Annotated in this window: 27 protein-coding genes; 24 read left to right on the top strand and 3 right to left on the bottom strand. The window is 52.3% G+C overall.

Features of this window, described 5'->3' with window-relative positions:
- The first annotated feature begins 51 nt into the window (after positions 1-51).
- The 17 genes from NFS35_RS07845 to NFS35_RS07765 all read left to right on the top strand — a co-directional run bounded on the left by NFS35_RS07845 (position 52) and on the right by NFS35_RS07765 (position 15,484).
- Entirely contained in the window at positions 52-963 is a 912-nt protein-coding gene (locus tag NFS35_RS07845; protein WP_251206573.1) for a class C sortase, read from the top strand.
- Between the two features lie 94 nt (positions 964-1,057).
- On the top strand, positions 1,058-2,251 hold the full coding sequence (locus NFS35_RS07840; protein ID WP_251206572.1) for a DUF5979 domain-containing protein: 1,194 nt from the start codon (positions 1,058-1,060) through the stop codon (positions 2,249-2,251).
- A 25-nt stretch (positions 2,252-2,276) separates the two neighbouring features.
- Positions 2,277-2,828, top strand: a complete 552-nt coding sequence (locus NFS35_RS07835; protein WP_251206571.1) for a hypothetical protein — start codon at positions 2,277-2,279, stop codon at positions 2,826-2,828.
- Positions 2,825-3,613, top strand: a complete 789-nt coding sequence (locus tag NFS35_RS07830) for a hypothetical protein (protein ID WP_251206570.1) — start codon at positions 2,825-2,827, stop codon at positions 3,611-3,613. The genes NFS35_RS07835 and NFS35_RS07830 overlap by 4 nt, the downstream gene beginning before the upstream one ends.
- A 13-nt stretch (positions 3,614-3,626) precedes the next feature.
- Positions 3,627-4,454 carry a hypothetical protein gene (locus tag NFS35_RS07825; protein WP_251206569.1) on the top strand — a complete coding sequence of 276 codons (828 nt, stop codon included), beginning with the start codon at positions 3,627-3,629 and terminating at the stop codon, positions 4,452-4,454.
- Complete coding sequence (locus NFS35_RS07820; RefSeq protein ID WP_251206568.1) at positions 4,451-5,422, top strand: MucBP domain-containing protein; 972 nt, start codon at positions 4,451-4,453, stop codon at positions 5,420-5,422. The genes NFS35_RS07825 and NFS35_RS07820 overlap by 4 nt, the downstream gene beginning before the upstream one ends.
- Complete coding sequence (locus NFS35_RS07815; RefSeq protein WP_251206567.1) at positions 5,419-5,958, top strand: signal peptidase I; 540 nt, start codon at positions 5,419-5,421, stop codon at positions 5,956-5,958. The genes NFS35_RS07820 and NFS35_RS07815 overlap by 4 nt, the downstream gene beginning before the upstream one ends.
- 301 nt (positions 5,959-6,259) lie before the next feature.
- Positions 6,260-6,442: a FeoB-associated Cys-rich membrane protein gene (locus NFS35_RS07810; RefSeq protein WP_251206566.1), complete on the top strand. Its 183-nt coding sequence runs from the start codon at positions 6,260-6,262 to the stop codon at positions 6,440-6,442.
- Positions 6,443-6,546: 104 nt separating this feature from the next.
- Positions 6,547-7,434, top strand: a complete 888-nt coding sequence (locus tag NFS35_RS07805) for a hypothetical protein (protein WP_251206565.1) — start codon at positions 6,547-6,549, stop codon at positions 7,432-7,434.
- A gap of 151 nt (positions 7,435-7,585) precedes the next feature.
- On the top strand, positions 7,586-8,722 hold the full coding sequence (locus tag NFS35_RS07800; RefSeq protein WP_251206564.1) for a polysaccharide deacetylase family protein: 1,137 nt from the start codon (positions 7,586-7,588) through the stop codon (positions 8,720-8,722).
- An 8-nt stretch (positions 8,723-8,730) separates the two neighbouring features.
- A complete protein-coding gene (gene pyrH / locus NFS35_RS07795; RefSeq protein WP_251206563.1) occupies positions 8,731-9,435 on the top strand; it encodes a UMP kinase in 705 nt (234 codons plus the stop codon).
- Between the two features lie 26 nt (positions 9,436-9,461).
- The gene (gene frr, locus NFS35_RS07790; protein WP_251206562.1) at positions 9,462-10,013 is read left to right on the top strand and encodes a ribosome recycling factor; all 552 of its coding nucleotides are present in this window, start codon (positions 9,462-9,464) and stop codon (positions 10,011-10,013) included.
- Positions 10,014-10,149: 136 nt separating this feature from the next.
- On the top strand, positions 10,150-10,881 hold the full coding sequence (locus NFS35_RS07785) for an isoprenyl transferase (RefSeq protein ID WP_275564668.1): 732 nt from the start codon (positions 10,150-10,152) through the stop codon (positions 10,879-10,881).
- Positions 10,882-10,897: 16 nt separating this feature from the next.
- On the top strand, positions 10,898-11,740 hold the full coding sequence (locus NFS35_RS07780) for a phosphatidate cytidylyltransferase (RefSeq protein WP_251206561.1): 843 nt from the start codon (positions 10,898-10,900) through the stop codon (positions 11,738-11,740).
- 29 nt (positions 11,741-11,769) lie between these two features.
- Complete coding sequence (locus NFS35_RS07775) at positions 11,770-12,954, top strand: 1-deoxy-D-xylulose-5-phosphate reductoisomerase (protein WP_251206560.1); 1,185 nt, start codon at positions 11,770-11,772, stop codon at positions 12,952-12,954.
- A gap of 103 nt (positions 12,955-13,057) precedes the next feature.
- Positions 13,058-14,125 carry an RIP metalloprotease RseP gene (gene rseP / locus NFS35_RS07770; protein ID WP_330640101.1) on the top strand — a complete coding sequence of 356 codons (1,068 nt, stop codon included), beginning with the start codon at positions 13,058-13,060 and terminating at the stop codon, positions 14,123-14,125.
- 453 nt (positions 14,126-14,578) lie between these two features.
- Complete coding sequence (locus tag NFS35_RS07765; RefSeq protein ID WP_251206559.1) at positions 14,579-15,484, top strand: serine/threonine protein kinase; 906 nt, start codon at positions 14,579-14,581, stop codon at positions 15,482-15,484.
- Here NFS35_RS07765 and NFS35_RS07760 read toward each other — a convergent pair.
- Positions 15,465-16,160: an MgtC/SapB family protein gene (locus tag NFS35_RS07760; RefSeq protein WP_251206558.1), complete on the bottom strand. Its 696-nt coding sequence runs from the start codon at positions 16,158-16,160 to the stop codon at positions 15,465-15,467. The two genes, NFS35_RS07765 and NFS35_RS07760, sit on opposite strands and share 20 nt — an antisense overlap.
- A gap of 23 nt (positions 16,161-16,183) precedes the next feature.
- Positions 16,184-16,354 (bottom strand): hypothetical protein, encoded by a 171-nt coding sequence (locus tag NFS35_RS07755; RefSeq protein WP_251206557.1) that lies wholly within the window; start codon positions 16,352-16,354, stop codon positions 16,184-16,186.
- A gap of 158 nt (positions 16,355-16,512) precedes the next feature.
- On the opposite strand from NFS35_RS07755, the gene fsa reads away from it, so the two are divergent.
- Entirely contained in the window at positions 16,513-17,166 is a 654-nt protein-coding gene (gene fsa, locus NFS35_RS07750) for a fructose-6-phosphate aldolase (protein ID WP_251206556.1), read from the top strand.
- Positions 17,167-17,338: 172 nt separating this feature from the next.
- Here fsa and NFS35_RS07745 read toward each other — a convergent pair whose 3' ends face one another.
- Positions 17,339-17,539, bottom strand: a complete 201-nt coding sequence (locus tag NFS35_RS07745) for an alpha/beta-type small acid-soluble spore protein (RefSeq protein WP_251206555.1) — start codon at positions 17,537-17,539, stop codon at positions 17,339-17,341.
- A gap of 292 nt (positions 17,540-17,831) precedes the next feature.
- Between NFS35_RS07745 and NFS35_RS07740 the strand changes: the two genes are divergently transcribed.
- The 6 genes from NFS35_RS07740 (at position 17,832) to NFS35_RS07710 (ending at position 24,433) form a co-directional block, all read left to right on the top strand.
- The gene (locus NFS35_RS07740) at positions 17,832-18,800 is read left to right on the top strand and encodes an MraY family glycosyltransferase (protein WP_251206554.1); all 969 of its coding nucleotides are present in this window, start codon (positions 17,832-17,834) and stop codon (positions 18,798-18,800) included.
- 38 nt (positions 18,801-18,838) lie between these two features.
- Positions 18,839-19,342 carry a transcription elongation factor GreA gene (gene greA, locus NFS35_RS07735; RefSeq protein ID WP_251206553.1) on the top strand — a complete coding sequence of 168 codons (504 nt, stop codon included), beginning with the start codon at positions 18,839-18,841 and terminating at the stop codon, positions 19,340-19,342.
- On the top strand, positions 19,343-20,842 hold the full coding sequence (locus NFS35_RS29235; protein ID WP_330640100.1) for an HAD hydrolase-like protein: 1,500 nt from the start codon (positions 19,343-19,345) through the stop codon (positions 20,840-20,842).
- 31 nt (positions 20,843-20,873) lie between these two features.
- The gene (locus tag NFS35_RS07720) at positions 20,874-21,305 is read left to right on the top strand and encodes a hypothetical protein (RefSeq protein ID WP_251206552.1); all 432 of its coding nucleotides are present in this window, start codon (positions 20,874-20,876) and stop codon (positions 21,303-21,305) included.
- A gap of 184 nt (positions 21,306-21,489) precedes the next feature.
- Positions 21,490-22,911 carry a glycosyltransferase family 39 protein gene (locus NFS35_RS07715; protein ID WP_251206551.1) on the top strand — a complete coding sequence of 474 codons (1,422 nt, stop codon included), beginning with the start codon at positions 21,490-21,492 and terminating at the stop codon, positions 22,909-22,911.
- Between the two features lie 106 nt (positions 22,912-23,017).
- Positions 23,018-24,433 (top strand): DUF6020 family protein, encoded by a 1,416-nt coding sequence (locus tag NFS35_RS07710; RefSeq protein WP_251206550.1) that lies wholly within the window; start codon positions 23,018-23,020, stop codon positions 24,431-24,433.
- Positions 24,434-24,900 lie beyond the last annotated feature (467 nt).

Genomic DNA, 24,900 nt, shown 5'->3' with positions numbered 1-24,900 from the left:
CAACGTCAGCAGGTGGGGATACCACCTTATAAATCTATTGTGGGGAAACCTATGAAAAAGAAAGAGTTAAAGGAAGAGAAGGGAAAAAAGAAGAAAAAGAGAGTCTCGTTTTCGACGATTATATTAGTAGTTATACTGCTGGTTGGAATAGGAATTCTGTTATATCCTTCTGTCAGTGACTGGTGGAATTCCATGCATGCCACACAGGCGATTGCCGGTTATGTGACCGCAGTGGAAGATTTATCGGCACAGGAAAGAGAAGAAATGCTGGAGCTGGCGAAAGCGTATAATCAACGCCTTGCCAATGGTGTCGATTTCACTTTGACAGAGGAGGAATATGAAGAGTATGAGAGTCTGCTGAATATCGGCGGCACCGGAATCATGGGTTATGTCCAGATATCGGCTATTGGAGTGAACCTGCCGATTTATCACAGCGTGGATGAAAGTGTCCTTCAGATTGCAGTGGGCCATATCCCAGGCTCCTCGTTTCCGGTAGGAGGAGAGAGGACGCACGCTATATTGTCCGGTCACCGCGGCCTGCCCAGCGCGAAGCTGTTTTCGGACTTGGATCAGATGGTAGAGGGAGATACTTTTACGCTCAATGTCATGGGGCAGACCACCACTTACATGGTAGACCAGATTCGAATCGTCCTGCCGGAAGAAACAGATGAGCTTGCCATACAGCCCGGAAGGGATTACTGCACGCTGGTCACCTGCACTCCCTACGGCGTCAACACCCACCGGATGCTGGTACGCGGAAAGCGCATAGAGAACATAGCCGGAGAGGTAGTCGTAGTCGCTGAGGCAGTCAAGATTCCGACTTATGTCGTGATACCTGCAGTAGGAATCCCGCTTCTGTTCGTCACGCTGACTGTCATGCTGATTGTCAGCAGTGCCAAAGGACGGAAGATGACAAAGAAAGAAATCCTGGATGCGCTCAGGAAAGACGGCCCAAAGGAATAAGTATCAGGAAAGAAAATATTCCTTATAGTTTTGGCAGGGAGCGCTGCAAGGCTATAAAGGAAGAGGATTGGCGATAAAAAAGGAGGAACTGCTCATGAAGAAAAGATGGATATGTCTGCTGACTGCGCTGACCCTTGCTGTCGGCATGTGCATCGCAGAGCCGCTGGCAGGTACTGCGGCACCCCTTGAGGCAGATGATAATGGCTTCGTAAGAGGAAGCTGTTCCCTGACCATCCATCCGGAAGACCCGAGCAAGGATGAGGCAGACAGTTTCGGGGAGGATTTGACGAGTGCCGATGTGGTGGTGGATTTATATCAGATTGCCCGGGCAGTGAAGACGCCGGGATACGATACCTATCATTATGAGACGCTGCCGGGTTATGATTTGGATATCCCCGGGAATGCAGAAGTCGGTAATGAGGATGACCTGAAGAAGATGGCGGAGGAATGGGAGGAGCTGGCCCAGAAAGCGGCAGGCATCGCGCTGGATGAACAGAAGCCCGGTACGCCTGTCCAGGGCAGCGGAGCTGCTGCAGGTACGAAAGTTTCCGACCTGGATGCCGGTTTATATCTGCTGGTAGCCAGAGGCAGCAAGATGACCGCTCTGGCTGACTATAAGATGGAAATAACCCAGAAAGATCCGGACACACAGGAAGAGACCACGACAATCGCAACCATCGCGAATTCCGACCGGTATACTTATGCTTTCCTGCCCCAGCTGGTCTCGATTCCATCAAAGCCGGCAGATGCAGACGGCGTGATCAATACCGCGAATCCCGGGGACTGGCTGTTCGATATGACTGTGAACCTGAAGCCGGAGCGTCTTCCCCGCTATGGTTCGCTGGAAATCATCAAGACCCTTTCCGAGTATGAGACCATGGGAGGCGTACAGGAGTCCGCTACGTTCGTCTTTGAAGTGACAGGCATGCTGGACGGGGAATCGGTCTACAGCAATGTGGAGAGCATCACCTTTACAGCCGCCGGACAGGAGAGAGTGACTCTGGACAGGATTCCGGCCATGGCGGAAGTGACGGTGAAGGAGGTCTACAGCGGTTCCAGCTATGAGCTGACAGTTCCCGGTGACCGGACGGCTACCATCGCGGCGGAGACGATAGTCTCCGTAGAATTTGAAAACGAATATGACGGCCGCCGGACCAACGGCCATGGAATCAAGAACCAGTTTGTATACGATGAGGAACGGGGCACATGGGAGTGGTATTCCAGCCCGGCACAGGATGCTCCGGGAAATCAGGGAGAGCCCAGGCCTGTGGAGCGGAACGAAGAGTAAGGCAGAAAGAAGGGGGTGAACGGATATGAAGAAAAGGAAATATTACCCTGGAGTCCTTGCCCTGGCGGCTGTAGTTGCTGTGGCATTCGCGGGGATCGGGACGACATGGTCCTACTTTACGACTTACACGGAAGCCGAGGGCGGCTATACCATCCACCTGGGGGACAGGACAGAGATTACGGAGAGTTTCACTGAGTGGACGAAACATCTGACCATTGCCAATGAGCCGGATTCCCAGCCGGTGTACATCCGGGCAAAGGCGTTCTGCGGAAGCGATTATAAGATTACGCATTCCGGCGAGGGATGGACATTGAATGAAGCAGACGGATATTATTACTATAACAGCGCAGTGCCCGGAGGAGGGAAGACTTCTGAGCTGAGCCTGAAGATTGAGAACATTCCGGAGGATCCGGAGGACATGGAGCGCTTCAATGTGGTGGTGATATATGAGAGTACGCCTGTGAGGTATCATGAGGACGGAAGCGCCTTTACGGTAGAGGAGACGGATTGGGATGAAATCGTAGATACAGGCAGCACGGAGAGCACCGGCGGCACGGAAGGAGGGGGCGAGGCATGAAGAAGCAGAAGAAGCGGATGAAAGTGGTATCGCCAGTAATGACCCTGGGGCTGTTCGTCCTGGCTGTGGCCTTGCTGCTGGGCAGTTCCATCGGGGGCACCAGAGCCGCGCTTACTTATTATTCGGAGACATATACTTCCCGGATTCAGATGTATGACATCGGTGTCACTTTGCTGGAGAACGACAAGGCGATATCCTGGCGCAACTACAGCAGCGCCGGGGACGAGACCTGGGACATACAGCCGGGAGAGCTTTTAAAGGAGATGCTGGCCGAGGGGGAGGCATTGGCCCTTGGGAAGAAGTATCAGGAGGACTTAAAGGTCCGCAATACGGGAACCATCAATGAGTATGTACGCGTCAGCATCTATAAGTACTGGCTGGACGAGGATGGTAAGAAGCTCCGCGACCTCTCTCCGGATCTGATCCGCCTGAATCTGGTGAATCTGGGGACGGACTGGATTGTGGATGAGGAAGCGGGCACGGATGAGCGCACGGTCCTTTATTATAACAAGCTCCTGTACGCAGAGGGCCAGGGGCTTTCGGAGACGGCGCCTTTTGCGGATTCCCTGATCATCGATGACAGCATCGCGAAGAAAGTGTCCCAGGAGACAGAGACAAATGGAAATTATACCACTATCACTACCACATACGATTATGACGGAGTGTCTTTCCGGATTGAGGTAGAGGTGGATGCGGTACAGGAGCACAATGCGGAGGACGCGGTCTGGAGCGCATGGGGAAGAAGGGTAACGGTGAATGACGGTACCCTGAGCCTCATGGAGTAGGGGGGTGACAGGCATGAAGAATAAGAAGATTGGAACGTGGCTGCTGTCCGGCCTGATGCTCTTAGGCCTGGCGCTTCCGGTTCAGGCTGAGACATTCTATGGGGAAGACAGCTGGAATGTCACTTTCAACTCCAACAACGAGATGGTGAGCAGCTTCAGCACGGCTGACATCAATGATGTGGTAGGCGGTATGCAGCCGGGTGACAATGTGATCATCACGCTGCAGCTGAAGAGCGAGAACGCCACGGCTACGGACTGGTATATGAGGAACGAGGTGCTCTACTCCCTGGAGGACAGGAGCGCCAACCGTGAGACGGGAGGAGGCGCCTATACCTACCGGCTTTTCTATACAGATAAGGACGGAGAGGTGAACGTCCTCTTCGACAGCGACACCGTAGGTGGTGAGAACGATGAGACGGTGGACGAGATGCTTGCCAATATGGGGGAAGGACTGAAGGGAGCCACCAATGCCCTGAAAGATTATTTCTATCTGGACACCATGTACAATGGGGAAGGCGGGAGCATCACTTTGGAGGTGGCGCTGGACGGCGAGACCCAGGGCAACCACTATCAGGATACGCTGGCAGATTTGCAGATGGAGTTCGCGGTGGAGCTGAGGCCTGACCGGCCCAGCCAGCCGAATCCGGGAAATCCTCCGGAAAATGTGGATGACACCCAGCCGAATCCCGGGAGGAACACAGGGGTCGTAAGGACCAGCGACGATAGCCAGATGCCTCTGTTCATGGCAATCAGCGGGATCACGGGAGCAATCCTGCTGGTGTATTGCATCTACTGTTTCAGGGAAAATAAAAAGAGGGAAAAAGGAGGCGCGGAGAAATGAAGAGATTAAGATATGTCCTGTATGCTCTGCTCACTTTGTGCCTGTTTTTCCAGACGGCCGTTCCTGTCTCTGCAAAAGGGGAAGAGTACACCTACACCATCCGTTTTTTTGCCGGTCAGCAGGGGACTTTCACCAATGGGGAAGAGGTCATCGTCATCTCGAACTGCAGTTATGGAGAGCGCGTCAACTTCTATCAAAGTTCAGTAAAGCTGAACGACAACAGCAAGTATTATATCAGGGGAATCAGAGAGAGCGGCAAGGATAACAGCGAGAGCACCCAGTCCTCATCCTTTCTGGTGACCGAAGACCAGGACTATGTGATAGCCTACGGAATCCTCGGGGATGCCACGTCCTATACCATCAATTATGTGGACGGCGATGGGAACACCCTGGCCCCCAGCGAGACTTATTACGGAAACGTGGGCGATCAGCCGGTGGTCGCATATGTGTATATCGAGGGCTGGCAGCCCCAGGCCTACAATATGACCCAGACCCTGGAAAAGGATCCTGCGGAGAATGAGTTCACTTTCGTATATACCAGGATACCGGAGCCTGCTGCACCCGCGCCGGCACCCGCGCCTGAGCCTGTAACGCCTCCCGCACCGGATGCACCGGATGCGCCGGATGCGGAGGCGCCCGCAGATACCGGAATCGTCGTGATTCCTGCACCAGAGGACGATGGCGGTGCCCCTGATGACGGCGGTGCGCCGGATGACGCTGGAACCCCTGATGATGGCGAAGAGGAGGATCTTCCCGATGAAGAACCGCCTCTGGGAGCGCCGGAAGAATTGGAGAATCTGGATGATGAAGAAGTACCTACGAGTAACTTCCTGACTGTTGCCGCTGATGCCAGGCTTCTGGGGATACCGGTTCCGGTGATTATCGTCCTGGTGCTCGGAGCCGTAGGGGCAGCGTGGTATTTCCTGATTATGAAGAAGAAAAAGAAGGAAGAGGAACCGAAATCATGATAGAGGAATTGGAGTCAATTTCACGTCCCTCTGAAAAAAAGGGCAGGAAAGTTTTTCCTGCCCTTTGCAGCGTGTTTGGGACATTGATACTGCTGGGAGTCATTGCGGCATTTCTGCCGCTGACAGTGCCGCGTCTGATGGGATATGAAATCTATGAGGTGGTGAGCGGCAGCATGGAGCCGGAGATTCCGGTGGGGAGCGTGATTTACGTGAAGGCGGCTGAGCCGGATATGGTGGAGACAGGGGATATCATCGCTTTCCAGAAAGACGGCTCCGTCATCACCCACCGTGTGGAAGAGAACCGCTATGTGGAAGGAGAGTTTGTCACGAAAGGGGACGCCAACAGGGAAGAGGATATGGAGCCCGTGCCCTATGAAAGCCTTATAGGCAAGGTAGAGCGCCATATCCCAGTCCTGGGCATCATCATGACGCTCCTGGCCAGCAATACCGGGAAACTCTACGCGGTGCTCCTGGCGGTATGCGGGGTCATGTTCCACATGCTGGCGGGGATTTTGCGGGACAGGGAGAGGGATTAGGGCAGGAAAATGCCAGATGATAAAATTGTAGTAGACGATGACAGACAAGCCGTGGTAGAATAGGACTATATTCAATCAATTTCTTAAGGAAAGGAATTCCTATATGTATGTCCGGACAAGACATGACGGTAGTGACGTCTGATAAGGGTTTAAAGGCGTGTTTGACGAAAGCAAATATTGCTTATTGGGATGCCTTTCAAGGTGGTATGGCGACTGTCCCATAAGAAACTTGACATTTTTCCTCTTGTGGCATATACTGAAATGAGAATGATTCTCAAATGGGTACCGGGAGGGACGATAGATGGCAGATATTATTATTATCGCGGTTCTGGCGATTATTGTATTCTTTATTCTCCGCAGTCAGCTGGGGAAGCTTCGCAAAGGGCAGTGTGCAGGTGGCTGCGCCGGTTGTGCCGGCTGCGGAAACGGCGGCAGCTGCGGGAGCCAGGGAAGCTGCGCTTCGGATGGTAGCAGAGAGGCGTGAGAAAAGAGTTTACAGTAACTTTCCAATATGTTACTATATTTTTATAGGGTTGATTATAGTTTCCGTACAAAAGAACGATATATCAAAACGAGGGAGAATCTTGCATGACAAACGGAAATACTATACAACGAAACCATAAGGACACGGTATTCCACGATTTGTTCTCGGATAAGCGCAATGCCCTGTCCCTGTACAATGCCCTGAACGGCACGGATTATGAGGATGCCGAAAGCCTGGAGATTGTCACACTTTCTGATGCAATCTATATACATGGGAAGAATGATGTATCAGTATTGTTTCAGAATCAGCTGGCATTGTGGGAGCAGCAGAGCACTTTGAATTACAATATGCCGTTGAGGGGACTGATCTATTTTGCCCATAATATTGATGGGATACTGAAGTCGAAGGGCATGCAGCTGTATGGGAAGAAGCTGGTACAGATTCCGGCTCCGGATTACTATGTATTCTATAATGGCCGCGAAGATGCTCCGGACAGGCAGGAGCTGAAGCTTTCAGATGCGTTTCTGATGCCGAAAGAGGGATATGAATGGACTGCCCATATGCTGAATATCAATGCAGGCGGAAACCAGAATCTACTGGAGAAATGTCCGGCGTTGGAAGGGTACGTGACGCTGGTACAGTATGTCCGTGAGTATCAGGAGTCAGGAGGCAGCTTGGCCGAAGCCATGGATAAAGCAATTGACAGATGCGCCAAAGAAGGGGTGCTGAAAGAGTATCTTCTGAAAAAGAAGTCGGAGGTGATGCTTATGCTGCTTACAGAATTTGATGAAGAAGCTTATGCGAAGATTATGAGGGAAGAGGGAAGAGAAGAGGGAAGGGAAGAAGGAAGAGAAGAAGGAAGAGAAGAGGGAGAGGAGCGCTTGAGCCGGCTGTGGCTGAAGATGGTGGAAGAAAAAAGAACAAATGATTTGGAGCGGGCCATGCGGGATAAGGTTTTCCGGGATATGCTGTATCAAAGATATGGTCTGTAATGAATAGAGAATGAGCCGCCTGTCTTCAGGCGGCTCATTCATTAAAATACTGTCATACGAATCCTATCAAATTTTTATTTTTATCTTTCCCAAAAAAGAGGAATATGCTATACTGAAAGCTGAGAGGGCAAAAATTGAATCAGGAGAGAATATGTCAGAACGGAATATGTCGAAAAACCATATTTCCAAAGATAAGATTCCGACAAAAGACATACAAAAGAATGCCGTATCAAAGGACAGAAAGCAAAAAGCCGCGAAGAATGGAGAGGAATCCCCTAAAAAGAGCGGCACAGCGATGTACAGGATAATGGCAGCGCTGTGGATGGTGCTGTGCGCGGTTCTCCTGGTCCGGATATGGAGCCTGAATCATACGATAGAGAGCCTGAAAGATAAAATCGGCAACCTGACCCGGATTGTGATGGAGCAGCGGGACAGGCTGGAGAAACTGGCGGAGACGTCGGATGCAGGGCCGGACAATTCTCCCGGACAGGGAGAGAAGCCGGGGCCCGGTGATGCCGGCAGAGAGGGCACGGAGCCTCATGAAAGAAAGCAGGCTGAAGGACAGGAGAATAGCCTGCAGGATGGGAATCCGCAGACAGACGTTGCTGCGGCGAACGGACAGGGGATTGCGGGCACAGCGAAACAGGATGCCGCCCACAAAGTCTACCTGACATTTGACGACGGCCCCAGCGAAAGTACCCAGGAGATTCTGGATATTTTAGATAGGTACGGCGTGAAAGCCACCTTTTTCGTGGTGGGCAGAGAGGGCAGCCAGGCGGAGGAAAATCTGCGGAAGATCGTGGAGGCAGGCCATACGCTTGGGATGCATTCCTACACCCACAAATATGACGAGATATACGCTTCGGTAGAGGACTTCGCGGCGGATTTCGAGAAAGAACAGGCCTATCTTCTGGAGGTCACCGGCGTGGAGAGCACGATATACCGGTTTCCCGGCGGGAGCTCCAATACGGTCAGCGAAATCGACATGCGGGAGTTCGCGGAGTATTTGGACAGCCAGGGTGTGCGCTTCTTCGACTGGAATATTTCATCCGGCGACGGGGGGAGCTTTCTGGTTCCGGTGGAGATGCTGATAGAAAACTGCACGGCTGCCGTCAAAGACCATGGCACATCCGTAGTGCTGATGCATGACGCGGCTGGAAAGACCACCACCAGGGAGGCGCTGCCGATTATCATCGAGACGATTCAGGCCATGGATGATACAGTGCTTCTGCCGATTACGGATGATACATTGCCGGTCCAGCACATACAGTGGAAGGAAGAAAAATAAGAAAGGATGTGGTTACAACGCAGAGGATACTATTGAAATTGAGCGGGGAAGCCCTTGCCGGTGAGAAGAGGACCGGCTTCGATGAGGAGACAGTGAGGAGGGTGGCCCTGCAGGTAAAGCAGCTGGCGGATGACGGCACCCAGGTGGGCATTGTCATCGGCGGCGGGAACTTCTGGAGAGGCAGGACCAGCGAGAATATCGACCGCACGAAAGCGGATCAGATCGGCATGCTGGCCACGGTGATGAACTGCATCTATGTATCGGAGATTTTCCGTTCCACAGGAATGAAGACCAGCATTCTGACACCGTTTGAATGCGGCTCCTTTACGAAGCTTTTCTCCAAGGACAGGGCAGTGAAATATTTCTCGGAGGGACAGGTAGTGTTCTTTGCGGGAGGTACGGGGCATCCTTATTTTTCCACGGATACAGGAGTGGTGCTGCGGGCAGTGGAGGTGGAGGCGGACGTGATTCTGCTGGCCAAGTCCATCGACGGGGTGTACGACGACGACCCCGCGAAAAATCCCGAGGCGAAAAAGTACAGCGAGGTCACCATCGATGAGGTAATCTCCAGGAACCTCCATGTGGTAGATATGACGGCGTCGATTCTGGCAAAGGAAAACAAGATTCCCATGTGGGTATTCGGGCTGAACGAGGAGAACAGTATCGTGAACACCATCAAGGGAAACTTTAACGGCACAAAGGTGCTGGTATAAAAGAGATAGAAGGAGAGGACAGTACTATGGATGCTAGATTACAGCAATACGAAGACAAAATGAAAAAGGCCATCGACTTCCTGGAGGGGGATTACAACGGCATCCGCGCAGGACGCGCGAACCCTCATATCCTGGACAAGCTCCGTGTGGATTACTATGGGACGCCTACACCGATTCAGCAGGTGGGCAATGTCACCGTACCGGAGGCCCGCATCATACAGATTGCGCCCTGGGACAAGTCCCTGATCAAGACTATCGAGAAAGCTATCCTGACTTCCGATATCGGCATCAATCCCTCCAATGACGGCAGCGTGATTCGTCTGGTGTTCCCGGAGCTTACGGAGGAGCGCAGAAAAGACCTGGTGAAAGATGTAAAGAAAAAGGGCGAGGACGGCAAGGTGGCCATCCGCAATATCCGCAGGGACGGCAATGACGCCCTGAAGAAGCTGGGCAAGACCGATGTCTCGGAGGATGAGATTAAACAGCTGGAGGATCAGCTGCAGAAGCTGACGGATAAGTATATCAAGGAAGTGGACGCCATGATTGAGGCGAAGTCCAAGGAAATCATGACCGTCTAGTCGTGACTGTTTAAGGTAAGGCAAATGAGGGGGAGCGGAAGAGGACATCTGTTCCCCCTTGCTTCGTTGTAAACGGTAATGAAGATAGAAATAAACGACTGAAAGTTTACCCGGGCTGGAGGCCCGGCAAAGACAGATGGGAGCGGAAATGGGCGAGGAACTGACAATGCCGCGGCACGTGGCGATTATTTTGGACGGAAACGGCAGATGGGCCCGGAGCAAGGGGATGCCGCGCAATTACGGCCATGTACAGGGGGCGAAGACGGTGGAGACTATCTGTGAGGATGCCTACCGGATGGGGATCCAGTACCTGACGGTGTATGCCTTTTCCACGGAGAACTGGGGCCGTCCCCGGGACGAGGTGGACGCGCTGATGAAGCTGTTGCGGAATTATATGAAGACCTGTCTGAAGACGGCGGAGAAGAACCGCATGTGCGTCAGGGTGCTGGGAGAGAAATCCCGGCTGGACGAGGATATCCGCAGCAGGATTCAGGAGCTGGAGGAGGCTACGAAGGACAATGACGGCCTGCATTTCCAGATAGCGATTAACTACGGGGGCCGGGATGAAATCGTCCGGGCATCCCGGAAGATGGCCGAGGCGGTAGCGGAGGGGAAGCTGCGGCCGGAGGAGATTACCGAGGAGACCCTGAGCGGTTTCCTGGATACGGCGGGGATTCCCGAGCCGGATCTGCTGATTCGGACCTGCAATGAGCAGCGGATTTCCAATTTCCTGCTGTGGCAGCTGGCCTACACGGAATTTTATTTCACGCCGGTTCTGTGGCCGGATTTCACCAAAGAAGAATTGATGAAAGCTGTGGAGGCATATAATCATAGAGACAGGAAGTATGGCGGCCTGAAAGTGCGCTGAAAATGGGGGATAAATTATGTTTTGGACCAGACTGGCAAGCGGAATCGTATTGCTGATTATCGCCATAGGCTCCATGAGCTACGGCGGAGGCCCGCTGGCGGCGATTTTGTGCGGCGTGTCGCTGGTGGCGTTCCGGGAGCTGACAAAGGCGCTGAAATGCGCAAAAGATAACGAAAAAACGTCATCCATGGCCCGCGTTCCCAACGGACTGGAAAAGGCGGGGCTGATTGGAATCATTTGTTATTATCTGACGATGTATTTTGTGGGGGAGGATACCTATCTGCTGATGTGCATCGTAGGCACTTTCCTGGCGGTGATATTCGTCTATGTGCTTACTTTTCCGCGGTATAACGCGAATCAGACGGTGGCGGCGGTCTTTTCCTATCTGTACGCGCCGGTGCTGCTTTCCTTTGTCTACCAGACCAGGATGGCGCCTCAGGGCATCTATACGGTGTGGATGATTCTCATCAGCTCCTGGGGATGCGACACCTGCGCCTATGCGGTGGGGAAGCTGATTGGCAGGAAGAAGATTTTCCCGGCGCTGAGCCCTAAGAAGTCGCTGGAGGGATGTATCGGCGGCGTGCTGGGAGCGGCGCTGATCGGATGGCTGTATGGATACTTTTTCGTGGAGAAAGCTTTCCCGGACAAAAGTATCGCCTGGGTAATCGCGGTCATCTGCGGCGCGGGCGCGGTCATGAGCATGGCAGGGGATTTGGCGGCGTCTGCGATTAAACGGAATCACGATATCAAGGATTATGGGAAGCTCATCCCGGGGCATGGCGGCATCATGGACAGATTCGACAGCATGATTGTGACGGCTCCCATGACTTACTTTCTGACGATTCTGATGCTGGTGTAATACTGCGAAAAGAGGGCAAAGGTATTCATATGAAAAACATAGCAATATTAGGCTCCACCGGTTCTATCGGAACCCAGACGCTGGAAATCGTGCGGAACAACCCGGATCTCCGGGTGGTGGCGCTGGCGGCGGGAAGCAGCGTGGAAAAAATGGAGGCCCAGATCAGGGAATTCCATCCGTCTAAGGCCTGCATGTGGTCTGAGGACGCGGCGGCGGATCTGCGGGCAAAAGTGGCGGATCTGGAGGTGGAGGTTCTGGCCGGTATGGAGGGGCTTTTGGAAATCGCGGTTCTGCCCGAAAGCCAGGTATTGGTGACGGCCATTGTGGGCATGATTGGTATCAGGCCTACCATTGCGGCGATTGAGGCGGGCAAGGACATCGCCCTGGCAAACAAGGAGACATTGGTGTGCGCCGGGCATATCATCATGCCGTTAGCGGAGCGGCACGGAGTGGCCATCCTGCCTGTGGACAGCGAGCACAGTGCCATTTTCCAGTCCCTGAACGGAGAGCTGATCGGCAGGAGCGGGAGACGGGAGGCGCTGTACCGGGAAATCGGCATAGAGAAGATTCTGCTGACAGCCTCGGGGGGCCCTTTCCGGGGGAAGACGAAAGAGGAGCTGCGGAACATGCAGGCTGCGGATGCCCTGAAGCATCCCAACTGGACCATGGGCCACAAGGTCACCATCGATTCCTCTACCCTTGTGAACAAGGGCCTGGAGGTCATGGAGGCAAAGTGGCTGTTCGGGGTGGAGCTGGACCGGATTCAGGTGGTGGTTCATCCTCAGAGCATCGTCCACTCGGCGGTGCAGTACAAAGACGGTGCCGTAATCGCTCAGATGGGCGTGCCGGACATGAAACTCCCCATCCAGTACGCTCTGTTCTATCCGGACAGGAGGCCCCTGGTGGGCAGGCGGCTGGATCTGTTCGAATTGGGGCAGCTTACCTTTGAAAAGCCTGATACGGAGACTTTCCCGGGGCTGGCGCTGGCCTACCGGGCGGCGGAGGCGGGAGGCAGCATGCCTACTGTATACAATGCGGCCAATGAGAAAGCGGTGGAGATGTTTTTGAAAGGCAAACTGACCTATCCGGGAATCGCGGAGCTGATAGGCGAGGCCATGGAACAGCATAAGGTCATTGCGGATCCGTCTGTGGCGGATATTCTGGAGACGGAACGGGAGACTTATGAGCATGTGGCCCATAGGGAGCAGCGCTGACTCCGGTCTGGCCTGCGCAAGACCGCGCGGCACAGATGAACTGCCTTGCCTGTTTTGCAGGCCGGCAGAATCGCAGTATGTTTTAGGGAGGATTGACAGATAAATGATGACTTTAATCTGGTTCATTGTGATATTCGGGGTGGTGGTCATTGCCCATGAATTCGGACATTTCCTGTTGGCCAAGGCGAACGGCATCCATGTGGTGGAGTTTGCGGTGGGCATGGGGCCTGCGCTCTGCTCTTTTCAAAAGAAAGGGACGAAATATTCGCTGAAGCTCTTTCCCATCGGCGGTGCCTGCATGTTCGAGGGAGAGGACGGGCTGATGACGAAAGAGGGGGAGCAGAGTGAGGGCTCTTTCCTGAATGCCAGCGTCTGGGCCAGGATTTCCACGGTGGCGGCAGGGCCGATTTTTAATTTCATTCTTGCATTCGTCATCGCCTTTGTCATGGTGAATATGAATGGAATCATCGCAATCCGTGACCCCGTCGCCTCCCAGGTGGCAGAGGGCGGCGGTGCGGAGGCCGCAGGTCTTCGGGACGGGGACAGAATCATCTCCATCAATGGAGAAAAGCTGGGGCTGTACCAGGAGATCTCGCTTTACATGCAGGCCTCTTATTCCGGCGGTGACGTGGAGGTGGTCTATGAGCGGGACGGCAGCCGGTACACGGCCATGGTGACGCCGCAGTACGATGAAGCGTCAGGACTTTATCTGCTGGGCGTAGTGAATGCCGATTTCGTGGAGCCGAAAGGCGTGGAGACTTTCAAATATGCCTGGTATGAGATGCGCTATTCCGTGAAGGCCACCTACAAGAGTCTGGGCATGATGTTCCGGGGCCGGGTCAGCCGCCAGGACGTGGCGGGGCCTGTAGGCATCGCGGTGAACGTGGTGGGGAAGACCTATGATACGGCCAAGGAGTACGGCTGGCAGAGCGTACTGCTGAGCATGTTGAATATCATGCTGATGCTGTCGGTGAACCTGGGGATACTGAACCTCCTCCCGGTGCCTGCTTTGGACGGAGGCAGGCTGGTGTTCCTGCTGGTGGAAGTCATCCGGGGCAAGCCGGTGCCGCCGGAGAAAGAGGGCATGGTCCATTTCGTGGGGCTGATGTTCTTCATGGTGCTGATGGTGGTGATATTCTTCAATGATTTGTCTAATATTTTTATGAAATGAGTCAGGCCATATTGTATTGATTCTGCTGACAGAATTTTGCTGCTGCGGGTATCGCAGGGCTGACGGAACCAGTTTTCCGTTGGCGCTGATGCCCCGGCGGCGGATTTGGAGGCATAGCGGCAGTGGCTTTTGGCTGGAATGAATTTAGCTGGAATGAGTTTATCTGAAATGAATCTGATTTGTTCGAGATTTTCTGAATGATGTTTAATCAGTGATTTTAATCTATAATTTCGTATTATTTCTCATGTTTTTTAGTATATATGCGCTGTTTTGTATGGAAAGTGATTTCATGGAATTTGCTGCCGCCTTTTTGCGCAGGTGGTGTCTTCCGCGGGACGCTTTCGGACGGAGAGGGTTAGTTTTTATTAGGATTCTCTGTGCTGTATAGTAGCTTGATAAGAGTACATCTGCGGAGGAGAGGCTGGGGCAGCCCGGTTTTTGCGCAGAAGTAGGATGAAAGGGCTGGTATGGATGATAGAATATGACAGACTGGAACGGAGAGGAAAAGAGAAATATCTGGACAGGGCAGTGCTCGCCGGGCGGGGATATGTCCGGCGAAGGCTGCTGGGAACAGGAACATTTTCGGACGTGTACTGCGTGGAGGATATTGCGGATGGTAAGCGATATGCCTGTAAAGTCAGTTCACAGGTGGAGATGCTGGAGCGGGAGGCCAGGATTCTGGAGGGGCTGCGGCATCCGATTTATCCCGGATTTACTGCGTTTGTGCGGGAGGCAGGGCTCGGGCTGCTGCTTCGGGAGTATGTGGAGGGCTATAGCCTGGAGGAAGTGCTGAAGCGGCGGCGTTTTTCGGCTGGGCAGACTGTGCGCACGGGACTGATGCTGGCAGATGGACTTTGGTATCTTCATCAGCTGCCGGAGAGATTTTTATTCCGGGATGTCAAGCCTGCCAATATCATCGTCATGCAGGACGGCCGGGTCAGGCTGATTGACCTGGGCTGCGTCTGCTCCATGGCGGAGGAGGTGACCTCCCGGGCCGGGTCGCCGGGCTTTGCCGCGCCGGAGCAGCTGCAGGCAGGCGGTTGTCTGACGGCAGCATGTGATGTGTATGGGTTGGGGAAGACTTTGGAGGCCATGCTTGGGGAGGGGAAACAGGGCGGCCGGAAGTATCCTGCCGATGGGCCGGCGATGACAGGCTGGCACGGGATGATGCCCGCTTGCAGGCGGAAACGGACAGGTCTGCAGAAAGCAGGATTGCGCCGGAGGCCATTTCAGGAGCAACGGATGGAGAGGAGGCTGCGGCGCGTACTGGCATCTTGTACGGAAAAAGAGGTGGGAAAGCGGATCGCGGATATGAAAGAGGTCATGCAGGCGTTGGCGGCTAAATCGCTTTCATCGTGACAACCCCGTCCAAAGCCCCATAAGTTTCCACAATCTGCGTATACGCCGTCACCTCCGCGAAATGCAGAGTCATGGTCGCTGAGACGGAACCGTTGGGATTCGTGGGATTTGACCGATTCATTTCCAGATTGTTGATGATGCAGTGCTGGGTGTTCGCGAAAGTCATGAAAGCGCTTAAATCTGCGAGTTTCGTGAATTCTATATAAATGGAGACCGTCTTGGAATGGGTCTGGAGCCGCTTGTCCACGAAACGCAAAATCTGGATGGAAACCCATAGCGCGGCAAAACAGATAATCGCGCCGGAGTAGAAGCCTGCGCCCAGGGCCAGCCCGATACAGGCCACGGCCCACAGCCCGGCAGCAGTGGTCAGCCCTTTTACCTGATTCTGCCTGGTGACCAGTATGGTCCCCGCGCCCAGGAAGCTGATGCCGCTGACTACCTGAGCGCCGATTCGGCTGGCATCGGCGCCGCCGGTGGTCTCTGTCACATAGATGCCTGCCATCATGGCGAGAGCCGAGCCCAGGCAGACAATCATATAGGTCCGAAAACCTGCCGGAAGATGCTTTTTCTCTCTGCCATAGCCAAGGATGCCGCCGAAGAGCATAGCGAGAAAGAGCCGGATAAATACGGATAAAAAGTTGAGTTCATATAGCCACATGTATTGTCCATATTCCATTTGTATACCCCCATAACTGGCTTTTATGTTGCTTGCATCAGCCCGTCCCATCCTCCGGTCTTGCACAATCGCAGGAATTCCTGAACGATTTCCTGATTGAGGATAAATGCTTCACCGGACTTCCTGTCATAGGTCAGATAGCATGGGCGCATCAGGGGCGTCAGGATGTCGTCTTTGGTCCTGAAAGTAGACATATCGTTTTGGGATATGGCCGGATTGACTTTACAGCAGTGCCTTCCTGTGTCAATATTTTATCATGAAGCCGAAAGCAAAGCAACCCACAGATTATAGTTGAAGAATCCATCCATAGCGTTTATAATGAAATGGAAGACAAAAGAAAGGAGATTCAACGATGCGTTTTTTCATTGACACCGCAAAAGTAGAGGATATCAGGAAAGCAAATGACATGGGTGTCATCTGCGGCGTAACCACCAATCCTTCCCTGATTGCAAAGGAAGGCAGAGTATTCGAGGAGGTCATCGCGGAAATCGCCTCCATCGTGGACGGCCCGATCAGCGGCGAGGTGAAGGCCACCACCACGGATGCGGAGGGCATGATTAAAGAGGGCAGAGAAATCGCCGCGATTCATCCCAACATGGTGGTAAAGATTCCCATGACAGTGGAGGGCTTAAAGGCCTGCAAGGCGCTTTCCGCCGAGGGCATCAAGGTGAACGTGACATTGATTTTCACGGCCAATCAGGCGCTGCTGGCAGCCAGGGCGGGCGCGGCTTTCGTGTCTCCTTTCCTGGGGCGTCTGGATGACATCAGCCAGAGGGGCGTGGATTTGATCCGTGAGATTTCCGACATCTTTTCCGTGACTGATTTAGAGACTGAAATCATCGCGGCAAGCGTCCGCAACCCGGTCCATGTGACCGACTGCGCGCTGGCAGGCGCTGATATCGCCACAGTGCCTTACGGCGTGATCGAGCAGATGGTGAAGCATCCCCTGACAGACGCCGGCATCGCCAAGTTCCAGGCGGACTACAAGGCTGTATTCGGCGAGTGAACCGCGAAAGAGACAGGAACATAATAGAAGGCTGCCACGGCTTTGATTTTCAATCATTGCCATGGCAGCCTCTTGTCTCTAAGCGCCTGCATCTAAGCACGCATGCGCGTTACCGGCGCACGCATACCTTTCTGCGGCAGCTTAAGAATATTCTCTGTCAGTCAGGGAAGCCTTATTTCATCTGCTCTTCCTGCTTCTTGATCATACGGCGAACCATCTCGCCGCCGATAGAACCGGCCTCACGGGAAGTCAAGTCACCGTTGTAGCCCTCTTTCAGGTTCACACCCAGCTCAGACGCAACCTCGGTCTTGAAACGATCCATAGCTGCCTTAGCTTCAGGTACCTCTACTTTATTCGTTCTGTTTCCGGACATCTTTTTCACCTCCAATACTTTATATTTCGTTTATCTATCTTCAAGATAAGTGCCGCTCCGCACCTATCCTGAAGATCAGATATAAGTGTTTCGCTGCGACTTATCTTGGTCTTAGTATGACCCCGGGCAAAGAAAATATGTTGGAAAGATTTAGGGAAAAAAGTCCGGGGCGGCGCAGCGCGAAACAGATTGCATTTGCCCGGGCTTTGTGATAAAATCGTACTATTCGTACATGCTTATAAAGGTGCCGTATGGGCGCTTAAAAAATATATTGAATCTATATGGGGGTTATATGTTACAGAACATTATTTCCGGGGATTATTCCTCTTTGCTTGCTCTGGGCGGGATATTGTTCGCGTTCCTTGCCACGGTGACCGCTACGGCAAAGCTGTGTCAGTATCTTCCGAAAGATGCGGGGCGGGAATTCGCCCATGACGGAAAGCTTTCCGCCGGGAAGCCTAGGGGCGCGGGAATCATCTTCGTGCTGGCCTTCGTGGCATCGGCGCTTCTCTTCGTGCCTATGAAGGCGGAGCTCGTGATTTATCTGATTCTGACTGTCATATGCATGGTGACGGGTTTTCTGGACGATGCCTCGGAGAAGCCCTGGGGTGAATGGAAAAAAGGGCTTCTGGATTTGTGCGTGGCCATATTGGTGGCCATGACTTTCCTTCATTATAATGATAACATCATTGAGCTGGCTCTGTTCCATCATATGCAGCTGGTCATCCCGAAGATAGTGTTCGGCGCTCTGATTGTGGTGCTGGTATGGGTCTCCGTGAATGTGACTAACTGCGCTGACGGAGTGGACGGGCTTTCGGGGACGCTGACCATCATTACCATCATGACGATTTATCTGGTGGACAGGACCCTGGGAACAGGGCAGGATTTCTCCTATCTGATACTGCTCTTCGCGGCCTGTATCCTGGGATATCTGTGGTACAACGCCACGCCCAGCCGTCTGCTGATGGGTGACGCGGGCTCCAGGGCCATGGGATTGTTCATCAGTATCGCTATATTGAAGACAGGCAGCCCGGTCCTTTACATTCCCGTTGCGCTGGTGCTGATACTGGACGGAGGACTGGGCCTGATAAAAGTGGGGCTGATCCGTGCGTTCAACATCCGCATCATGACGAAGATACGTACACCTTTGCACGACCAGGCACGCAAGGCGTGGGGCTGGTCCAATACCCAGACAGTGTTCCGCTTTGCCATCATCCAGATTATCCTGGCGGTGGCTGTAGTATACGGAATCGGATTATAAATAAGAAGCATTCAAATCAGGAAAGGTAAGTTTTTGAGATGTATGATCAATTGACACCAAGCGATATCAAAAAAATGGAAGAGGAGATTGAGCACCGGAAGCTGGTGGTGCGGCCTAAGGCCCTGGAGGACGTGAAAGAAGCCAGGGCACAGGGAGACCTGAGCGAGAACTTCGAGTACTATGCGGCGAAGAGATTCAAGAACCAGAACGAGAGCCGCATCCGCTATCTGGAGAGGATGATCAAGACCGCCAGGGTCATCTCCGAGGATTCCGCTGAGGACGAGGTGGGCATAAACAACACGGTGACAGTGGAATTCCTGGAGGACGGGCTGGAGGAGACTTATAAAATCGTCACCACGGTTCGGGGGAATTCCCTGGAGAATCTGATCAGCAACGAGAGCCCTCTGGGCAAGGCGCTGCTTGGGAAGAAAGAGGGCGAGACGGCCCATGTGCAGGTAAATAATACAATCGGCTATGATGTGAAGATTGTCAAAATAGAAAATACCGCTGACGATGGCAGCGACAGGATTAGGAGTTTTTAAATGAAAAAATATCTTTTGTTCGACCTGGACGGAACATTGACGGACCCCAAGGTGGGCATCTGCACCTGTGTGCAGTACGCGCTTTCCTCTTTTGGTATCGAGGAGCCTGATTTGGATAAGCTGGAGCCTTTTATCGGCCCTCCTTTGAAAGACAGCTTCATGAAGTATTATGATATGGATGATGCCCGGGCGGAGGCGGCCATCGAGAAGTACAGGGAGCGTTTCCGGGATACGGGAATCTTCGAGAATAAGCTCTACGACGGCATCCCCCAGATGCTGAATGCCCTGAATTCCCAGGGGATGTTCATGGCAGTGGCCTCCAGCAAGCCCACGGAATTCGTGCGGCGGATTCTGGAGCATTTCGGAATCGCCAAGTACTTCAAGGCTGTAGTGGGCAGCGAGATGGACGGCACCAGGGTGCAGAAAGAAGAAGTCATTAATGAGGCGCTGAAGCAGCTCTTCGGCAACTGGCCTGTGGAGAAGAGCAAGGTGTACATGATCGGGGACAGAAGCTTCGACGTGGAGGGCGCCAGGAAAGCGGGCGTGGAGAGCGTAGGCGTTACATACGGCTATGGCAGCATGGAAGAACTGCGGGACGCAAAGTGCGATTACATCGTCCGTTCCGTGGAGGAACTGCAGAAATTCCTGCTGCGCGGCACGGAAAAGCCGGAGAAGGCCACTGCCTCCCAGAGAATCTGGCAGATGGTGCTTCCTTTCCTGATATTCTTCCTGGCAAGGAATATCGCCGTGAATATTGGAGTTGTGATTCTGGCAAATATCGGCGCCCGGATATCCGGCGGGGACTTCCTGTTCGTGCGGAATGCCGGCGGAGAGCTGGAGACCCTGACCGGAAACGGAGCGGTGCTGGTCTCTACCTTTGGATATGTGGTCGGCGCGCTCTGCATCATAAAGATGGCGAAGAGGATGCTGGCAAAGACCGCGGAGGATATGAAGCTTCTGCATATCAAGGCAGAGCCTGCAAAGAATTACGCGCTTCTGGCAGGAGCCACCGCGGGCCTGGCAATCGGCCTGAATGTGCTGTTCCTGCTGTCCGGTGTCATAGACGGCTCGGAGGCCTACAGCCAAGTGGCGCAGAATCAGTATGGGGCGTGGTTCCCCATTGGGCTGATCTGTTTCGGCCTAATCACACCTGTTGCGGAGGAACTGCTGTTCCGCGGAATCATATTCAATTGTATCAGACGCTACATGAAACTGTCCGCCGCAATGCTGGTGTCCGCCGTTTTCTTCGCCCTTTACCATGGGAATTCGGTGCAGGCGCTCTACGCGGTGGTGCTGGGCTATCTGATGGCGTATGCCTATGAATATTTCGGAGATTTCCGGATGGCTCTGGCAGTGCATATCGGGGCGAATGTGCTTTCCTATGTGCTGAGCTATCTCCCCGTGACTTCTGCCCTGACAAACTGGCCGGTATGTGCGGTGTGCCTGGCGGTGGGAGCGGCATGCGCGTGGATGCTGCATAAGGAGAAGAAGATATTTTGACAGAGTCGGAGAAAGGACAAAGGATAGTTAAATGAAGAAAGCATGGGAAATCGGGGTGCTGGCGTGCTGCATTGTTTTGTGCATTTGTGTTTATCCATTATGTCTGGTGAGAAGGGATGTCAACATAGATGCAGCGCCGCAAGTCCCTTATATAGAAACAGAGAATGAAGCTCAGGAGCTGAAACAGTTTTTTGTGGCTCAGACCAGCTATCTTTCGGAACTGGATTTTGATATTGCATTTCCGAATGGAAAGCCCGATACAGGGGAACTGACAGTCACCATCATGGATGGGGACGGGAAAGTGGTTGTGGAGAAAGCGGTTCCTCTGTGCGATGTAAATGATGGAGCATATACCCCGGTATCTGTCGGAAAGTGGATTAAGAAAGGTTCCCCGTATTCTTATGAGGTTTCGGGGGGGGGTAATATTCCGGGCAGTTTATGCGCCGGACGGAGAACCGGATGAATCAGGCAGTGAAGCGTTATATTTCGGCGGGGAGCCTATTGAGGGAAAAGCGGTTGCCAGGTATATATATGGCTTTCCGCTCAATGTAAAAAATGTAATATGTCTCTGGGCCTTTTTATGGATGCTGTGCTTTATCCTGACAGGGTGGTTTGGGGACAGAAATTTTCTGTGTCATAGTAAATGGATGCTGCAGGCGGAAAAGCTGCTGGAGAAATGGCAGATTCCCATTCTTGTGATGGAACTGGCGATAGTCCTGGCACTGATAATCAGGATATGCCGGAACGAAGCGGTAGACTGGGATGAAGCTTTCACATGGCAGATCGTGACGAAGAACAGTGTGGCCGGAATGCTGAAGGCCACGGCTGCAGACGTGCATCCTCCTCTATATTATCTATTGGTCATGGGAGCCATGGCCATCTTTGGAAAAAGTCTCTTTGTGGCAAAAATGGTATCGGTGGCCGGCATTGCTGCTACCGGCATTCTGGGAATTACTCTTGTCAGAAAAAGGTGGGGAGTGAAGACTGCCATTCCGTTCCTGCTGGTAAGCGGACTGGGAGCCCAGATGATTTATTATAACGTGAATGTACGCATGTATTCCTGGGTCATCTTCTTTGTTATGGCCGCTGGTCTGTTTGCGTATGAGATAATACAGTCAGGGAAGATAAGCTGGTGGATAGCGTTTACCATAGTTTCGCTGGGCGGAGTGTATACCCAGTATTATGCTGTGGTGCCGCTGGCATTGATTTACACAGGGCTGCTGTTATGGTTTATCATAAATGACAGGATTCAAATCAGGAAATGGATTTTTTGTTCCCTGGCTACGGTCATTGGCTATCTGCCCTGGCTGGCGGCAGTCATCGATACCCTGAAAAGGGATGCGGGAGATATAAGGACAGAAGAGGCCGGACAGAAAATCGGCGAATTGTGTACATGGGCTTTTAAGTGCAATATTGAGTTGTCTGAATACATGCCTGCGATACTGTTCTTAGTTACGATTCTGTGCCTGTTTTCTGAGTGGAAGAAATTGGAAAAAAAGCAGAAAGCATTTATTGCATTTTCAGGCGCGGTTTTCTTTGGCAGCTATGGGCTGTGCATGGTGGTTGCCTCGCATACGCAGCATTTTTGGGACAACCGGTATCTGGTAGATGTATTGCTGTTCGTATGGCTGTTCATGCTGATCAGGCTGGCAGGGAAAAGCCTGCTTGCCTGGGGGATGGGCGTAATCTGGCTGGGTATTATGGTGCTGTCTTCCTATACCATTGTAGGCTATATGGAATTAAAGACAGTGCCCTGGACGGAACAGACAAAGCAGCTCTTTGCCCAGATACAGGATGAAGAAAAGATAGTGTATAACTTCATCACGTTTGATGTGATTTATGAGTATTATCTGCCCAATGCGGAATTCATATGGTACGAGGATGTGGATTTTTCTGCTATGGGGGATGAATTCTATATGATAGAATCACCATGGGGATATGGATTTTCATCGTTGCTGTATGAAGAAGGTGTTCTGGAGAGGGAATTTCTGGGAGAGTTCCGAATGGAAGAGGCCGTAGGGGGAAGCCTGTGGAAAATAAAATACAAAGGGGCTGAAAAGGGAGAATAGCAGTATGGGTGACAGGCATTGCAAAAATATAAACTCAGTCTTGTTGTGTGGTGCGGAAGAGAAAAATAAGGGGTGGCTGTGCTGAATTTGGCTGGGCATACGGACAGTGGTAAGCTGTCTTGCCGTACAGGACAGCGCTTTGGTGGAGCTGGAATGGGGATATAAGACGGATATTCCGCTCATAAAGTATTTCTTTGCCGTTTTTCAGAAGATGAGCGGCTGGGGAATGGAAACGATATTTCTGATGGCCGGGATAGCCTGCATGTTTTATGCGGTGCGGGAGCATCCATTGCGGAGAAACCGTTGGATGTCTGCATTGGCGCTGTTCTTCGGGATATGCATGGTATTCGGGAGAAGCTATTATGATTTGGGAAACTGGAATTATATTTTCCATGGCAGGCTGCGGTTTGGGCTGGCCTGTTTTGTGGTGGCAGGATATTATTGGCTGTTCAAGAACTTCTTCCTTTTGCTGAAGACAGCAGCAGACAGATGGAATCTGGGAAGGAGTACGCCTGAGGGGAAAATAGGGCAATATATTGCCCTTTTGCTGTTCCTGCTGGTGGTGGTACATATCCTGATTGAGGATAGAATTCGTTGGTATCAGTGGATGCTCCTGATTGTGTGCAGCGTAGTGATATCCCATACGAGAAACAACGGTATATATGTGTTGGTGCTTTTCTGTGGTACCTTAGTGCTGGCATATAGAAAATATTGGAAACTGTGTATTCCCATTTTATTGAGCCTATTTCTGTCCTGTTATCTGGTACAGAACATCTACATGGTACAGAAAGGGATAGCATCGGGTGAAATAGGGGAAACGCTGTCCATTCCGTTGCAGCAGACGGCCAGATATGCAAGAGAACATTATGAGGATATTACTGAGGAGGAAATGGAAATTCTGACTCATCTGTTCCAGAAAGATATGAATACCCTTGCCGAGGTGTACGACCCGGAAAAATCAGATCCTGTAAAGGCCGGTTTCCTGCCGCATCCTACATCAGAAGAGCTGGCTTCCTATTTCAGGGTGTGGTGCGCCCAGTTGGTGCGGCATCCGGATACTTATATTCAGGCTTTTTTGAATCACATTTATGGTTACTTTTATCCAAACAGGGAGGAGTATGGGAACAGGATAGGCTATTACAGCCTTTTTCAGGGAAAGCAGTACTGGGATGACGGAGTCCTGAATTATAAATTCATGGTGGAGGACAGGAAAGTCCGGGATATGTTCGAACAGGGGGCATATTGGGTGGAAAGGCTGCCTTTGATAGGCATGCTCTATAGCTGCGGCTTTCATAATTATATCCTGATAGCCTGTGCTGTTTTTCTGCTGGCGCAGAAAAGGTATCGGGAAATGCTGGTTCTGGTTCCATCTATACTGACGATGCTGGTATGCCTGGTTTCGCCGGTAGATGCCTATATCAGATATATGCTGCTCGTGATGGCGGCTATGCCGGTGAACATCGCATGGTGTCACTATGCCGCAAGGAAAGTGAAAGCAGATGAAAAGGAGGAAATCACATGAAGATATCTGTGATTACGACAGGCCTGTTTTCCAGAAGCTGTCATTGGCTGAGAGAACGGTTCCATAAAAGAAGGGCATGGCTTTTAGTGGCGGTTCTGTTCTTTATAGCAGAGATGGCTCTATTGGTATGGCCTGTGGGCTGGCTAAAGGAAGACAGGGATAACGCACTTTTGGGGCAAGGCTCATGGAACATGGAGCATCAGGGAGACCATTTTTCCTGTAGTCAGGAATTCTTTGCCACATTGTCAAGTGAAGAATTCATTCTTTTTGCTTTTTCATACATGGAATCTTGTATATGTTCCATAAATGTGCTAAGCTGAACGCAATAATAAATCGGGATTGTGCGCCCAGACGAAGGGCGGGTAGTCTGGCAGGTGAGAAGCCTGTCTGCTGAGGGCACATCAGCCGTACTCAGGGACGGAGATACTGATGGAAACGAAATTGGAGAGAATAGCAGACAAATCGGC

The organism is Acetatifactor aquisgranensis, from assembly GCF_943193215.1.
Lineage (GTDB): Bacteria > Bacillota > Clostridia > Lachnospirales > Lachnospiraceae > Acetatifactor > Acetatifactor aquisgranensis.
The sequence above is the reverse complement of the archived record's forward strand: the minus strand, read 5'-3'. Positions and strand labels throughout refer to the sequence as shown.